This is a genomic window from Chondromyces apiculatus DSM 436, assembly GCF_000601485.1.
GTDB classification, from domain to species: Bacteria; Myxococcota_A; Polyangia; order Polyangiales; family Polyangiaceae; genus Chondromyces; species Chondromyces apiculatus.
Map to the genome: position 1 here is coordinate 20,162 of NZ_ASRX01000048.1, position 14,145 is coordinate 34,306.

7 protein-coding genes are annotated in these 14,145 nt (G+C 72.8%); 1 reads left to right on the top strand and 6 read right to left on the bottom strand.

Annotated elements, in window-relative coordinates; translation table 11 throughout:
* A complete protein-coding gene (locus CAP_RS26940; protein ID WP_044246205.1) occupies positions 1 to 1,905 on the bottom strand; it encodes an OPT/YSL family transporter in 1,905 nt (634 codons plus the stop codon).
* Between the two features lie 146 nt (positions 1,906 to 2,051).
* On the opposite strand from CAP_RS26940, the gene CAP_RS26945 reads away from it, so the two are divergent.
* A complete protein-coding gene (locus tag CAP_RS26945; protein ID WP_044246208.1) occupies positions 2,052 to 2,963 on the top strand; it encodes a DUF58 domain-containing protein in 912 nt (303 codons plus the stop codon).
* A gap of 109 nt (positions 2,964 to 3,072) precedes the next feature.
* On the opposite strand, the gene CAP_RS26950 is transcribed toward CAP_RS26945, so the two are convergent.
* From CAP_RS26950 to CAP_RS26970, 5 genes are all read right to left on the bottom strand, one after another.
* On the bottom strand, positions 3,073 to 3,849 hold the full coding sequence (locus CAP_RS26950; RefSeq protein ID WP_275936538.1) for an RNA polymerase sigma factor: 777 nt from the start codon (positions 3,847 to 3,849) through the stop codon (positions 3,073 to 3,075).
* 302 nt (positions 3,850 to 4,151) lie between these two features.
* Complete coding sequence (locus CAP_RS55170; protein WP_156041169.1) at positions 4,152 to 5,195, bottom strand: PEGA domain-containing protein; 1,044 nt, start codon at positions 5,193 to 5,195, stop codon at positions 4,152 to 4,154.
* A gap of 5 nt (positions 5,196 to 5,200) precedes the next feature.
* A complete protein-coding gene (locus CAP_RS55175; RefSeq protein WP_052376005.1) occupies positions 5,201 to 6,769 on the bottom strand; it encodes a serine/threonine-protein kinase in 1,569 nt (522 codons plus the stop codon).
* 118 nt (positions 6,770 to 6,887) lie between these two features.
* Entirely contained in the window at positions 6,888 to 10,448 is a 3,561-nt protein-coding gene (locus CAP_RS26965) for a protein kinase domain-containing protein (RefSeq protein WP_052376006.1), read from the bottom strand.
* 57 nt (positions 10,449 to 10,505) lie between these two features.
* Entirely contained in the window at positions 10,506 to 14,072 is a 3,567-nt protein-coding gene (locus CAP_RS26970) for a protein kinase domain-containing protein (RefSeq protein ID WP_197041370.1), read from the bottom strand.
* Positions 14,073 to 14,145 lie beyond the last annotated feature (73 nt).

Consider the following 14,145-nt stretch of genomic DNA (forward strand, 5'->3'; position numbering starts at 1 on the left):
CTACTTCACCAGCGCCACGAGCCCGTAGATCCCCATCGCCAGCGCGAACAGCGCCTCCCCGGCGATGAGCCCACCGCCCACCAGGGACGTCGAGCTCATGTCCTCCGGCAGCGCGTCCTCTTCCACCTTCTCCTTCGGCCCGGCTGCGTCCGCCATCTGCTCCTTCGCCTCGCCCTCGGCTGACCCGCCCTCTGCGGCCAGCACCTTCTCCGGCTTCTCCGTCAGCGTGTTGATCGCCGACGACAGCGCCCCGCCTGCCGCGAACCACGCCGCCACCGCCAGCTCCACGAACCCCCCGAACGACGACGCATACGGGCTCGGCAACAGCACCGTGTCCATCACCCACCCCGTCACGAACCCGCCCTTCGACCCGTGGGTGAACGCCTTGTACCGCGCGCTCTTGTGCAGCACCTTGCGCACCACCTCGGTCACCAGCCCGATACCGAGCCCGATACCGAGCGCCGTCACCTTGTAGGGCGGCAGGTTCCCCAGGTCCCGGAGCGCCCCCACGAACTTGAAGGTCATCGCGCTCTGCCACTGGTCCACCTTCGCCTCCGGGTGCGCGAACGTATCGATGGTCAGCACCGGGTAGGCCTTCATGAACACGTTGGCCAGCACCACGCAGAGCACCGCCCCCATCACGATCCCCACCACCTGGAACCGGAACTGGATCACCCGGTTCGTCCCCAGGCGCCACCCCGTCGACCGGTCCTGCTGCATGTCCACCCCGGTCGAGCACGACGCCAGCAGGATCGCCGCCGCCATCAGCCCCACCGTCGGATCCTTCAGCCCGAGGCCCGACATCAGCAGCACCGAGATCACGAACGCGCTCGAGATCGGGTTCGAGTCGCTGATCCCGCAGGAGATCCCGTTGATCAGCACGAACACCGCCGACAGCACGACCGCAAACAGAATGAACCCGAGCGGCTGCCCGAGCAGCTTCGTCGCCACCAGCACCAGCGAAACCCCCCAGAACGCCACCCAGGCCAGCAGCCGCCCCATGTTCACCTGCTTCCACGCAGGCTCCTCCGGCTGCGCCGCCCGCTCCGCGGCCACCGTCCGCAGCCGCCGCGACGCCTCCACCCCGATCAGGGTCAGGTCCACGAGCGCCGCCCCCAGGATCATCGCCAGCGCGATCAGGAACCCGATCTTCCGGAACGGCTCTCCCTCCTGCAGCCACCCGATCGACACCAGGTACGGCGTGATCGCCCACCCGATGAGCCCCATTGTCAGGCCCGCGCCCGCGATGCGCGACCCCACCACCATCCCGGCGCCGATGGTGGCCCCGCTGATCCCCGTCGCGCCCACCACCTTCACCTTCTCCACCATGAACGCGAAGAGCGCCCCGAGCCCCACCCCGCCGCCGAGCTGCTTGATGGAGTTCTTCAGCAGCCGCTTGTCCGTCAGCGCCCGCAGGATGTTCGCGACCGCGTGCCCCGACGGGTACTCGAGCTTCAGCCGATCGACCAGGATGGGCGTGTAGAGCATCCCGAGCCCCACCCCGAACATCCCGATGCAGCAGAAGAACAGCACGAGCGGCCCCACGGGCGGCATCGGCATCTTCATCCACACCATCGCCTGGATCAGCACCGCCATCGCCGACAGCGACGCCACCGACGCCGCCATCGTCTGCATGTAGTTCGCGCCGTGCTTCCCCTCCGGCCCGTACCCGTACGTCACCGCGCTCCCCAGGATCCCGGCGAGCACCTGCCCGCCCACGAAGAACCCCAGGCTGAAGTTCATGTACGCCGCGGCAATCCCGCCGAGCGGCCCGAGGATGAAGATCGCCACCGCGGCGAGCAGCACGTAGTAGCCGGGCGAATCTATCCGCGGCAGGAACCCGAACTTGGGCGGCGCCCCCGGAGAGCTTCCAGCGGCGGACGACGGTGTGACGGAAGAGGCCATGGGCCGCGCAGTGTATCTGGCGTGACCGCGCAGGTCCCCTCGCTTCGCGCCCTGAACGTTCACCGCCCCCCACGCGCCGCGTCGCCCCTCCCAGCGCCTTGACAGCCCCTCGGGACGTCAGGCAACCATGCCTGCACCACCGCCGCATGCCTGCCGCCACGCGCCGCCCCTCCTTTCCCATCGACTGGGGCTCGCTCGCTCCGTTGCGGATCAAAGCGCGCGCCGTTGCCGACGGCGTCTTTGCCGGCATGCACCGCAGCATCCGCAAGGGCGCTGGCGTCGAGTTCGGCGGCCAGCGCCCCTACGTCCCCGGCGACGACCTCCGCTTCTTCGATCGCCGCGCCCTGCTCCGCCACGACCGCCTCATGGTCCGCGAGTTCGAGACCGAGACTGACCGCGCCGTCTGGCTCTGCGTCGACGCCAGCGCCTCCATGGCCTGGCGCAGCCCTCGCGCCCCGGGCGCCAAGCTCGCCTACGCGGCCCTCCTCGCGGCTGCCACTGCCCGCGTCGCCGTCGCCTCTGGCGACCCCGTCGGCCTCGCCTGGATCGGCGGCGACGCCGCCCGCCCCCTCCCTGCCGCCGCCGGTCGTGAAGGCTACGACCGCATCCTCGGCGCCCTCGAAGCCACGACCGGCGCCCTCGACCTCAGCGACGACGACGCCGCCGTCGAGCGCGCCTTTGCCCCTGTCGCCCGCAAAGCCCGCCGCGGCGCCGTCATCGTCCTCTTCTCCGACCTCCTCGACCTCCCCCCTCGCGCCCTCCAGGCCTTCAGCGTCCTCGCCACCGGCGGCCGCTCCATCGTCGCCGTGCAGGTGCTCGACCCTGCCGAAGCCGAGCTCGACTTCCACGGACACGTGCGCCTGCGCGCCCTCGAAGGCGGCGCCGTCATCGAGGCCGACGCCGACGCTGTGCGCGCCGAGTACAAGGCACGCCTCGCCGCCATCGCCGCCACCTGGGACCGCGAGCTCACCGGCCGCGGCGGCCGCCTCATTCAGACCACCACCGCCGCCGACGCCACCGAGGTGGTCCGCTCCATCGTGACCGCCTCCGCCAGGTAACGACAGCGCGACCCTTCTTCGGCGCGCCCGCCCCCACCGGCCCACCCCTCACCGGGGCTCCTCGCCTGCACTCCCCGCGACGCTGCCTCGCTCCCCGTTCCCCTCCCGATCAGCAGCCGCCCGGCCGACTCCTGTCGCAGTGACAGTCGAGGCACCCGTGCGTCGCGCACGTCCCGCAGGACTGCATCACCTGCTTGCGCAGCGCCTCCCGCGCCCGGTGCAGCCGCACCCCCGCGTTGTTCGGCGTGATCCCGGCCTCGCTCGCGTAGCTCTGCACGCTCGCACCTTCCAGATCCACCCGCCGCAGCGCCTCCGCGTAGCTCTCCTTCAGCGTCCCCACCAGCGACCCCACGCACGCGCACACCGTACCGAGCAGCTCCGCGTCCGGCGCGGCCTCCACAGGCTCTGGCTCCTCTGCCAGCGCATCGAGCGCCCGCCGCTCTGCGCCGCGCCTCCGGAAGTGATCCACCAGCGCATTGCGCAACAGCCGGTAGAACCACGCCGTCGCCGACTCCCCGGCCCGCAGCGACCCACCCCGATCGATCCCCCGCACGAACGCCTCCTGCAGGATCTCCTCCGCCACCTCCCGCGACCCCACCCGCCGCTCCAGGAACGCCAGGAACCGCGCGTGGTTCTCCACCAGCAGCTTCAGCCCTTCCGGCGTCAGCCCACGCGCCACCTCCTCCGTGTCCTCCACGGCGCCGGCCCCCTTGTTCTCGCAGCACTCGCCCATCGCCCTGCTCCTCACCTCTCCCACGAACCATGGCGCCTCGCCGCGGAGCCGCACAGCCCCACGGCGTGGCGCCACCTGCCTCATCCGCCGCAGCACGCCCCCGAGGGGCACGAGCACCCTGCGCCGCACGGGCAGCTCGGGCCACAGGGGCACGACGCTGCGGCTTCCTTCCGCACCTCTACCCGCTCCGCGCGGACCTCCCCGCAGCCCACCTTGCACCCGCACGAAGGAGCGCCCGAACCCTGATTCTGCGTCTTGCTCATGACCATCTCCGATCGAGGCCTGACGAGCGACCCACCACCTTGGCGCGTCCCTGTCATCGCCTTCGACCCTGCAGACGCACCGCCCTCTCCGCCATTACACCCCTTCGACGGCTCTGCCCTCTGCGGCCGCAGCCCAGCCGCACTGTCCCCTTCAGGCTTCCCGCGGCCCCCCTGCAGGCTTCCCCGCTCAGCTCACCGGATCTCAACCGTGTACGGCGCCAGCGTCCCCCGCGTCGGCTCCCCGGCTTCCCCCGCCTGGAACAGCAGATACCCCGCCGTGAACCCCACCCCCGCCGCCAGCACGGCCCCCCCGGCCACCATCAGCCACGCCGGCAACCCGGTCTTTGGCGCCGGCTGCAGCGTCACCTGGATCCGCCGCAGCTTCTCGTCCTGGATCACCACCTCCGACTGGTACGGCTGCATCCCCGGCCCGGTCACCTTCAGCGTGTGCCCCCCGCTCTGCACCTTCCCTGCGAAGCGCCCCTGCGCCACCACCTGACCGTCGAGCGCAATCAGATCGTGGACACCGGCGGTCACCTCCAGCCGCCCCTCGTGAACCTCGGCCTCGAGCTTCACGTTCACGCTCATCTCGTTCCCGCCCACCACGCGAACCCGCTCGTCGAACGGCAGAAACCCCTTCTTCTTCACCTGGACCCGCCGGAACCCCATGTCCACCAGGAGCGGCCGCGCGAGCGGCGTGATCCCCACCGCCTCATCATCCACCGTCACCGTCGCGTCCCGCTGATCCACCGCGATCTTCACCGTGCTCACGAACCCGCGCATCGTCGTGATCAGGTACGTCGCCCCCTTCCGATCCTCCTCCGTGAGCCGCTCTCCCCCCTCCATCTGGTACCGCTCCAGCAGCCGGATCGCCCGCGCATACCGCCGCAGGTTCTTCTCGCAGAGTGCCATGTTCCACAGCGTGTTCGCGCTGCCCGACAGGTCGTACGCGCGCTGGAACGACAGGAGCGCGCCCGCGTAGTCCCCGTCCTCGTAGAGCACCCTTGCCGCCTCGTACACGGCCTTCGAGGGATCAGCATCGGCCGACGCGGCTGGCGCGGCTGGCGCGGCGGGCGCTGCTTGTGCAGCCTGTGCCGCCTGCGTCGGCGGTGCCGCCTGGCTGGATGGCGGTGGCGCCGGTGCCTGTTGCGCATGTGCAGTCGCGAGCTGCGCCACGACGACCGCGCCCGAGAGCAAGGCGACGAGGCGCATGGCGGGAGAGCGACGCTGGTTCACGGCCATCACTTGAGCGGAGGGTTCTGGTACGAGAAAGGCACCGTCGACGTCGTCGGGGGAGCCGCTGACGGTGAGGGCAGGGGAGCCACCGTGCTGCTCGGCGCCGCGCCCGTCGACTTTCGACGCTCGGCGGTCACCGGATGCACCGAAGCAGGTCCAGGAGACGCCCCCGCCCGCGCGGGAGCAAGCTCCGTCGCTGAAGGCGCCTGAACCCCCACCTCGGCACTGACACGCGCCGGCACCATCTCCCCCTTCGACGCCCCGGCTCCCTGCTCCACACCCTGCTGCCCCTGCCCCTGCTCCACGTCTTGCCCCAGCGCCGCTCCTCGCACCGCACCCGGCGTCGCCTTGCCCGACGGCACCCCTTCCGCCCCCGACCCCTCGGGCATCCCCTTGCCCCTCAACAGCGCCACCACCGCGACCACCCCGATCACCGCCACCCCGCCTGCCAGCAGCGCCCCCCGCGCGCCTCCCTGGCGCCCCGCACGCCCTGCCCACCCCGCCCTCCGGGAACGGCTCCCCGACCTCTCCCCGGACGCTCCGCCCCGCAGGATCCCCCGGATCCTCCCCACCGCCTCCCTCGTTCGCGCTGGCGCCAGCTCCGCCAGCTCCTCCGCGAACGCCGCCACGTCCTCGTGGCGCCGCGCTGGATCCTTCTCCAGACAGCGCTGCACGATCGCCTCCAGCCGGCGCGGCACCTCGGGCTTGATCTTGCGCAGCAGCGGCGCGTCCTCGAACAGGATCTGCCGCCGCAGCTCTCCCAGCGTCGTCGCCCCGAACGGCGGCGCTCCCGCGCACAGCTCGAACAGGATCGCCCCGAGCGACCACACATCGCTTGCCGGCACCACCTTGTGCGCCGACGAGAGCTGCTCCGGCGCCATGTACAGCGGCGACCCCAGCATCTGCCGCGGCTGCGTCACCGCCAGCTCCCCCTCGCGCGACGCCTCCCCCTCGCGCGGCAGCATCTTCGAGATCCCGAAGTCGAGCACCTTGATGAACGGCGACCCATCCGGCCGCCGCGTCAGGAACAGGTTCGACGGCTTCAGATCCCGGTGCACGATCCCCAGCGCATGCGCCTCCGCGATCGCCTCGCACGCCTGCAGCACGTACTCCGCCACCCGCTCCACGGCCAGCGCCCCTTCTCGCCGCAGCAGCGACCCGAGGTCCTCCCCCTCCAGGTACTCCATCACGATGTACGGCTCCCCCGTCTCCAGCCGTCCCACATCGAGCACCCGCGCCACGTGGCTCCCCTTGATCTTCACCGCCGCCCGCGCCTCGCGCAGGAACCGCGCATCCGACCCCGGGCTCTCCAGCGCCTCCGGCAGCATCAGCTTCAGCGCCACCCGCTCCCCGAGCTCCATGTGCTCCGCCGCGAGCACCACCCCCATCCCCCCGCGCCCGATCTCCCCCTCCACCCGGTACTTCCCCGCGAGCAGCGTCCCTGGCGCGAACCTCCCCTCGTCCCCGCCGTTCCCGCCGTTCCCGCCGTTCCCGCCGTTCCCGCCGTTCCCGCTGCCCCCGCCACCCTGCGCGTCGCCGTCGCGCTCCGGGCTGCCTCGCTGGCCACGCATCATCTCGCTGCACTACACACCGCACCTTCACGTCCACGTCAACCGCGCCGCAGCCCGCCCGCGCCCGCTCGCGCCGCATGTCCCACCGAGCGCATCCAGCCGCGCACACCCTCAGCGACTTCTACGGCACCATCTCCCCCGCCATCCGCGGATCCGCCGCCCGCACCGCCTCTGCAATCCAGGCGCGCAGCCCTGCCGCATCGCGCGGCAGCGCATCGCGCCATAGCCGCACCGTCCCGTCCCTCCCCACCGACACGAACCCCCGTCCCTCCGGCAGAAACCGCGCCTCGAACACCGCCCCCGCGTGCCCCCGCAGCACCTGCGCCTGCCCCGTCGCGAGGTCCCACACCCGCACCGTCCCATCTGTGCTCGCGCTGATCACCCCGCGTCCGTTCCCTGCGAGGTGCACGCTCTTCACCACCCCCCCGTGACCGCGCAGCTCCTGCCGCAGCACGGCCGCCCTCGCGTCCCACACCGGCACGGCCGAGTGACCCGTCAGCCCCACCAGCAGTCCCCCATCCGGCGCGAACTCCAGCGCGCTCACCCACTGCCCCCCGGCCTGGATCACCTTCCTCACGCCGCCCCCGCCCCCTCGTCCTCCTCCCCCGCGCTCCCACAGCCTCAGCGCGTGATCGTGCCCCCCCGACGCGATCCAGTCTCCGCGCGGCGAGAACGCCACCGACGCCGCCTCGTTCTCGTGCTCCCCGAGCACCCGCATTCCTCCCGTCGCCACCTCCCAGATCCGCACCTTCCTGTCGCCCCCTGCGGCGCCCAGCTCCCGACCATCGGGCGAGAACGCGACCGACCACACCTCTCCTTCGACCCCCTCCAGCCGCTGCGACACGCCCGTCTCAAGGTGCAAGATCTGCGGCGCCCCACCGCTTACCGCGAGCCTTGCTCCATCGGGCGAGAACACCACGGCAGGCGCCAGAAGCTCCCTGTCCGTCACCTTGCTCTCGACCGTGTACAGCGCCTGCAGCGCCTCCTGCGAGCGCCCCTCACCGTCCCAGACCCGCACCTCCCCCCCGTCGCCCGACGACGCGAGCCGCTTCCCGTCGGGCGAGAACACCACCCGCCTCACCTCGTCCCGGTGCCCCTCGAAGACCCGCGGCGCCCCGCCCCCCAGCGGCCACACCCGCACCTTCCCGTCAGCGCCCCCTGTCGCCACCCGGCTCCCCCCGGGCGCCACGGCGAGCGTGAACGCGGCTCCCTCGTGCTGCCCGATCACCTCGCTCGACCCCGCGTTCACCCGGTAGATCCGCACCACCCCGTCGCCACCCGCCGTGGCCAGCGAGCGCCCGTCCGGCGCGAATGCCAGCGCGATCAGCACATCGCGCGCCCCGTGCAGCACCCGTCGCTGATCGGTCTCCACGTCCCAGAGCCGCGCCGTGTGATCTTCTCCGGCGCTCGCCAGCCACCGACCCTCGTGGGACCACGCGAGCCGGTTCACCGCGCCCTCGTGACCGCGCGCCACCCGCGTCGCCCCGCTCTCCAGGTCCCGCAGCCGCACCACCCCCATCGCGTCGGCCGAGGCCAGCGTCCGTCCATCCGGCGAGAAGCGCACCCGGTGCACGGGAGCCTCGTGATCCACGAACGTGCGCACCTCGCCCGTACCCGGCTCCCATACCCACAGCCGCCCGTCCTCGCCTCCGGCGGCCACCCGCCGCGCGTTGTCCACCGCATCGACCGGCATCATCCCGACCAGCCGCAGGATGTCCGAGAACACCTTCACCGCGGCCGGTGCCCGCTGTAGCGCCCCCGTCTCCAGATCGAGCACCGCGAGCGCCCCGCCCATCCCCGTCACCGCTGCGCGCTGCCGCTCCGGGCTCACCACCACCTTCCAGCACAGCGCCTTGTCCTCGCACAGCGCCCGGTACGTCCCTGCCTTGAGGTCCCACCGGAGGACCCGGCCGTCGCCGCCGAAGCTCACCAGCTCCCGCTCACCTGGCAGGAACACCGCCCCGTTCACCGACCCCGTGTGCCCTCGCAGCGCGCGCGTGGCACCTGTCCCCAGGTCCACCACCCGCACCTCCCGATCCTTGCTCGCCGTCGCCATCCGGCGCCCGTCGGGAGACAGGCTCACCCACCACGCCTCGTCTGCGTGCACCGCCACCTCGCGGTGCTTCCCGCCCACCAGATCCCAGCGCCGCACCGTGCAGTCGTCGCTGGCGCTGTACAGCGCCTCGCCCCCCGGCGCGTAGACCATCGTGTTGACGAGCTTCCGGTGACCCCGCAGCACCCGCGCGATGCCCCGCCCCTCCGCGTCCGCGGCGAGCGTGCGCGCCGCGTCCCACCCTGAGAACGACGGCGACAGGCTGTTCAGCCACCCGAGCGCCTCGTTCGGATCGCTCGGGAGCGCCGTGCGCGCCTGCGCCAGCACCAGTTGATCGGCGCGCGCCACCGCCGCCTGCCGCGCCACCTCTGCCTGCCCCCGCGCGCTCTCCGCGCGCCGCCGCTCGTCGGCCTCCTGATCGCGCGCCGCCATCACCCGCAGCACCCCGTAGGTCCCGCCTGCCATCAGCACCAGCAGCGCTGCCGCCGCGACCGACAGCGCCCCCCGGTGACGCCGCACGAAGCGCACCAGCAGCTCCCGCCGCGAGTAGCGGTGCGCCCCCACGAGCTGCCCTGCGTGGAACCGCTCCAGATCCTCGGACAGCTCCCGCGCCGACGCGTACCGATCCTCCCTCCGCCGCGCCATCGCCTTGTCCACGATGGCCAGCAGATCCTCGGGCACCCCCCGCACCCGCGCCCCGAGCGGCGGCGCGCGCCCCACCATCACCTCCCGCAGCACCTGCCGCGCTGTCCCCTCGTACGGCGGCGCCCCCGAGAGCAGGTGGTAGAGCATCGCCCCCACCGCGTACACGTCCGCGCGCTCGTCCACCGGCAGCCCAGCCGCCTGCTCTGGCGGCATGTACGCCGGCGTCCCCACGATCGCGCCCGCCACCGTGAGCCCCCCGGTCGCCGGCTCCTCTGCCGCGCTCTCTTCACCCGGCACGAGCGACGCCCGCACCGCCCCCTCTGGCGGCAGCTCCTTGGCGAGCCCCCAGTCGATCACCACCGTCTCGCCGAAGTCCCCCACCAGCACATTGGCGGGCTTCAGATCGCGGTGGATGATCCGCTCCGCGTGCGCGTACGCCATCGCCTGCGCCACCGCCAGCACGTGGATCACCAGCGGCAGCCGCTCGTCGAGCCCTCGCGGCTCGTTGATCACCTCCGCGAGCGACCTCCCCGACACCAGCTTCATCGCCAGGAACGGCGCCCCCGTCGGCCACCGCCCCGCCTCGTACACCGGCACGATGGCCGGGTGCTGCAGCCGCGCCGTGAGCAGCGCCTCCCGCACGAACCTGTCCTCCGCGTCCCCGCCCCGCTCGAGCAGCTCCTTCAGCGCCACGGGGCGCTGCATCTGCACGTCCTCCGCGCGCAGCACCCGCCCGATCCCCCCCTGCGCGATCTGCCCCGACACCACGTACCGCGCCGGGTCCACCTCGGGGAGCTGCGCGGCGGTCCACCGCGAGGCGCCCTTGTCGTCCCCGTGCTTCATGAGCGCTCCGGGCGGCACGGCGGTCACCGTCGGCGGGCTCGCCCGGAGCGTCTCCGCGAACATGGCCTCCTTCGCGGCCGATGCCCTCTCTCCCGGTGCGACGACCTCGCGCTCCGGGTCACCTCCCTGGCCACGCGTCATCTCGCCGAACTACACACCGCTCCTGCGCTGGACGTCAACCGCGCTGCATTCCGGCCTCTACGGCGACGCCGCCCCTGCCATGCGCGGATCCGCCGTCTGCACCGCCTCCGCAATCCAGGCGCGCAGCCCCTCTGCGTCGCGCGGCAGCCCGTCGCGCCACAGCCGCACCGTCCCGTCCTGACCCACCGAGACGAAGCCGCGCCCCTCTGGCAGGAACCGCGCATCGAACACCGTCCCCGCGTGCCCCCGCAGGACCTGCGCCTGCGCGGTGGCGAGATCCCACACCCGCACCGTTCCGTCCACGCCCGTGGTGATCACCGAGCGCTCGTCGTCCGCGATGTGCGCGCTCCTCACGTCGCCCTCGTGCCCCCGCAGCACGTGGAGGACCGAGCCATCCTTCGCGCTCCACACCTGCACCACGGACAGCCCGGTGATCCCGAGCATGTAGTCGCCGCTGCGCGCGAACTCCAGGTTCGTCACCTGGTAGCCCCCCGCGTGGATCGTCCGGCGGCTCCCGGACGCGAGATCCGAGAGGTGCAGCATGTGATCTTCCGCGCCCGTGGCCACGAGGCGCCCTGTCGGCGAGAACGCGATGCCGCCGCCCCTGTCGCGGTGCGCTTCGAGCTGCTTGCCCTCGCCGCTCGCCGTTTCCCACAGCCACACGTCGCTCCCCCGGCTCGTCGCGCCCACCTGCCGACCGTCGGCGGAGAAGGCGATCTCCCGCGGGGTGCGGGACAGCCCGCGCAGCTCCCGCACCGCCCCCGTCTCCAGCCGCAGGAGCCGGAGGTTCGCCGCGCCGCCTGCTGCGAGCACCGCCCCGTCCGGAGAGAACGCGAACAGAGGCGTCCTCCAGCGGGTGTCATCCTCCCTCGCGGTACCTTCGAGCACGTGCAGCGCCTGACCCTCGGCGCTCCAGACCCGCACCGACCGCTCCGTGTCCGCGGAAGCGAGGAGCTTGCCGTCCGGCGAGAAGCGCACCCGTTCCACGGTGCCCTCGTGGCCTGACAGCGTTCGGGGCGCGCCACCTTCCAGGCTCCAGATCCGGACGGTCCCGTCGGCGCCGCCGGTGGCCACGCGCCCACCTCCGGGCGCCAGATCCAGGCTGCAGGCCGCCTTGTCGTGCTGGCCGAGCAGCGTGCTCGACCCGCTGTCGAGCCGGTAGACGCGCACCACCCCGTCGCCCCCCGCGGTGGCGACCGAGCGCCCATCCGGCGCGATCACCACCGTGACCAGCGCGTCGCGCGCGCCCTGCAGCACCCGCTGCTGATCGGTCTGGAGGTCCCAGAGCCGCGCCGTGTGGTCCACGCTGGCGCTGGCGAGCCACCGCCCGTCGGGCGAGAAGGCGAGGCTGCTGACGGATCCCTGGTGACCATGGCTGACCTGCGACGCTCCCGTCACCAGGTCTCGCACCCGCACCACCCCGCGCATGTCGGCCGACGCGAGCCGCCGCCCGTCCGGGGAGAAGACCACCCGCATCACCGGCGCGTCGTGGTCCGCGTACACGCGCACCTCGCCCGTCGCCGGATTCCAGAGCTGGAGGCGTCCGTCTCCCGTGCCGGCGACGACCAGCTTTCCCTCGGACAGGACCGCGGTCGGCGGGTTGCCCATGAGCTGCAGGTGGTCCGCGAAGACCTTCACCCCGGGCGCGCGCTGGAGGGCCCCCGTCTCCAGGTCCAGCAGCGACACCAGGGGGTGATTCTCGGAGCCGCTGACCACGGCGTAGCGCCGATCCGGCGCCACCTCGATCTTCGCGCAGCCGTCCGTGCCGCGGCAGAGCACGCGGTGCTCTCCGGTCCGGAGATCCCACCGGCGCACCGTCATGTCGTCGGCGGCGCTCACCAGCGCCTGCCCGTCGAGCGTGAACAGCACCAGGACCACCGGGTACTCGTGACCGCGGAGCGTGCGCAAAAGCACGCCACTCTTCGCGTCGACGACCCGGATCTCCCGGTCCTTGCTCGCCGTCGCGATCAGCTTGCCGTCGGGGGACACGCTCACCCGCCACGCCTCGTCCCCGTGCTCCGTCATCACCTGGTGGGCGTCGCCCGTGAGGTCCCAGGCCCGCACGGTGTGATCGTCGCTGGCGCTGTACAGCGCCTTGCCGTCGGGCGCGTAGCTGATGATGTTGATGTACTTCTCGTGGCCGCGCAGCGCCCGCGCGAGCCCCCGTCCCTCGGCGTCGGCCGCGATCCGTCGCACCGTCCCCCAGTCCTCGAACGATGGCGACAGGCTGCGCAGCCACCCGAGCGCCTCGTTCGGGTCCTTCTCCAGCGCGGTGCGCGCCTGCACCAGCACGAGCTGATCGGCACGCGCCACCGCGGCCTGCCGGGCCTCCTCGGCTTGCGCCCGCGCGCGTTCGGCGAGGACCCGCTCTCCCGCCTCCCGGTCGCGCGCGGCCATGACCCGCAAGACGCCGTAGATGCCGCCCGCGACGAGCACGAGGAGCGCGGCGAGGGCGACGGAGAGGGCGCCGCGGTGGCGGCGCACGAAGCGAACGGCGAGTTCGCGGCGCGAGTAGCGGTGGGCGCCGACGAGCTGGCCGGCGTGGAACCGGCCGAGATCCTCGGCGAGCTCGCGGGCCGAGGGGTAGCGGTCCTCGGGTTTGCGGGCCATCGCCTTGTCCACGATGGCGAGGAGGTCCTCCGGCACGCCTCGTGTCCGCGCCGTGAGCGGCTCCGGGGGCCGCCTCAGCACCTCGCCCACCACCGCCCGCGCCGTCCCTTCGTAGGGAGCGGCGCCCGAGAGCAGGTGGTAGAGCATCGCGCCCACCGCGTACACGTCGGCGCGCTCGTCCACGGGCAGCCCCGATGCCTGCTCCGGAGGCATGTACGCGGGCGTCCCCACCACTGCGCCCGCCACCGTGAGCGCCCCGGCTGCCGCCTCGTCCACGGGGATCTCCTTTCCGGGCGGCAGCGACTGCGGCCCTTCCCCCCGCGTGCCGGAGAGCTCCTTGGCGAGCCCCCAGTCGATGACCACCGTCTCGCCGAAGTCCCCCACCAGCACGTTGGCGGGCTTGAGATCGCGGTGGATGATCCCCTCGGCGTGCGCGTAGGCCATGGCCTGTGCCACGGCCAGCACGTGGGTCACCAGCGGGAGCCGCTCGTCGAGGCCCCGCGGCTCCTCGATCACCTGCGCGAGCGAGCGCCCCGAGACCAGCTTCATCGCGATGAACGGCGCTCCGGTCGGCCAGCGCCCTGCCTCGTACACCGGCACGATCGAGGGGTGCTGCAAGCGCGAGGTGAGGAGCGCCTCGCGGACGAAGCGGTCCTCCGCCTCGGCGTCCCTGTCGAGCAGCTCCTTGAGGGCGACGGGGCGCTGCATCTGGACGTCCTCGGCGCGCAGCACCCGGCCGATGCCGCCCTGCGCGATCTGGCCCGACACCACGTAGCGCGCCGGGTCCACTTCCGGGAGCAGCGCCGCGGTGCATGCGCCGGGGACCCTGTGTCCCGGCACCGAGGGCCCCGCCTGCACCGTCTCCGCAAGCATCGCGGCCCGCCCCGAGGGCCCCGCCGGCATCGTCTCCGTGAGCACCGTGGCCCTGGGGGAAGACCCCGCGGCGGACAGCGTGGCAGGCAGCACGTCGTCCGGGGTGAGGAGGGCCCCGAAGTTCCTTCGCAGCGGGTGCACCATACGACCCCTAGCGTACCGCGCTCGCCTCGCCTCTGGATGCCGCCCGCCAGCCTGCGGGGTCCTGGACCAC

Bases quoted from the DNA above. Each gene is read 5' to 3' on its own strand.
- CAP_RS26940 (WP_044246205.1), bottom strand. From the start codon at position 1,905: ATGGCCTCTTCCGTCACACCGTCGTCCGCCGCTGGAAGCTCTCCGGGG.
- CAP_RS26945 (WP_044246208.1), top strand. From the start codon at position 2,052: ATGCCTGCCGCCACGCGCCGCCCCTCCTTTCCCATCGACTGGGGCTCG.
- CAP_RS55175 (WP_052376005.1), bottom strand. From the start codon at position 6,769: ATGATGCGTGGCCAGCGAGGCAGCCCGGAGCGCGACGGCGACGCGCAG.
- CAP_RS26965 (WP_052376006.1), bottom strand. From the start codon at position 10,448: ATGACGCGTGGCCAGGGAGGTGACCCGGAGCGCGAGGTCGTCGCACCG.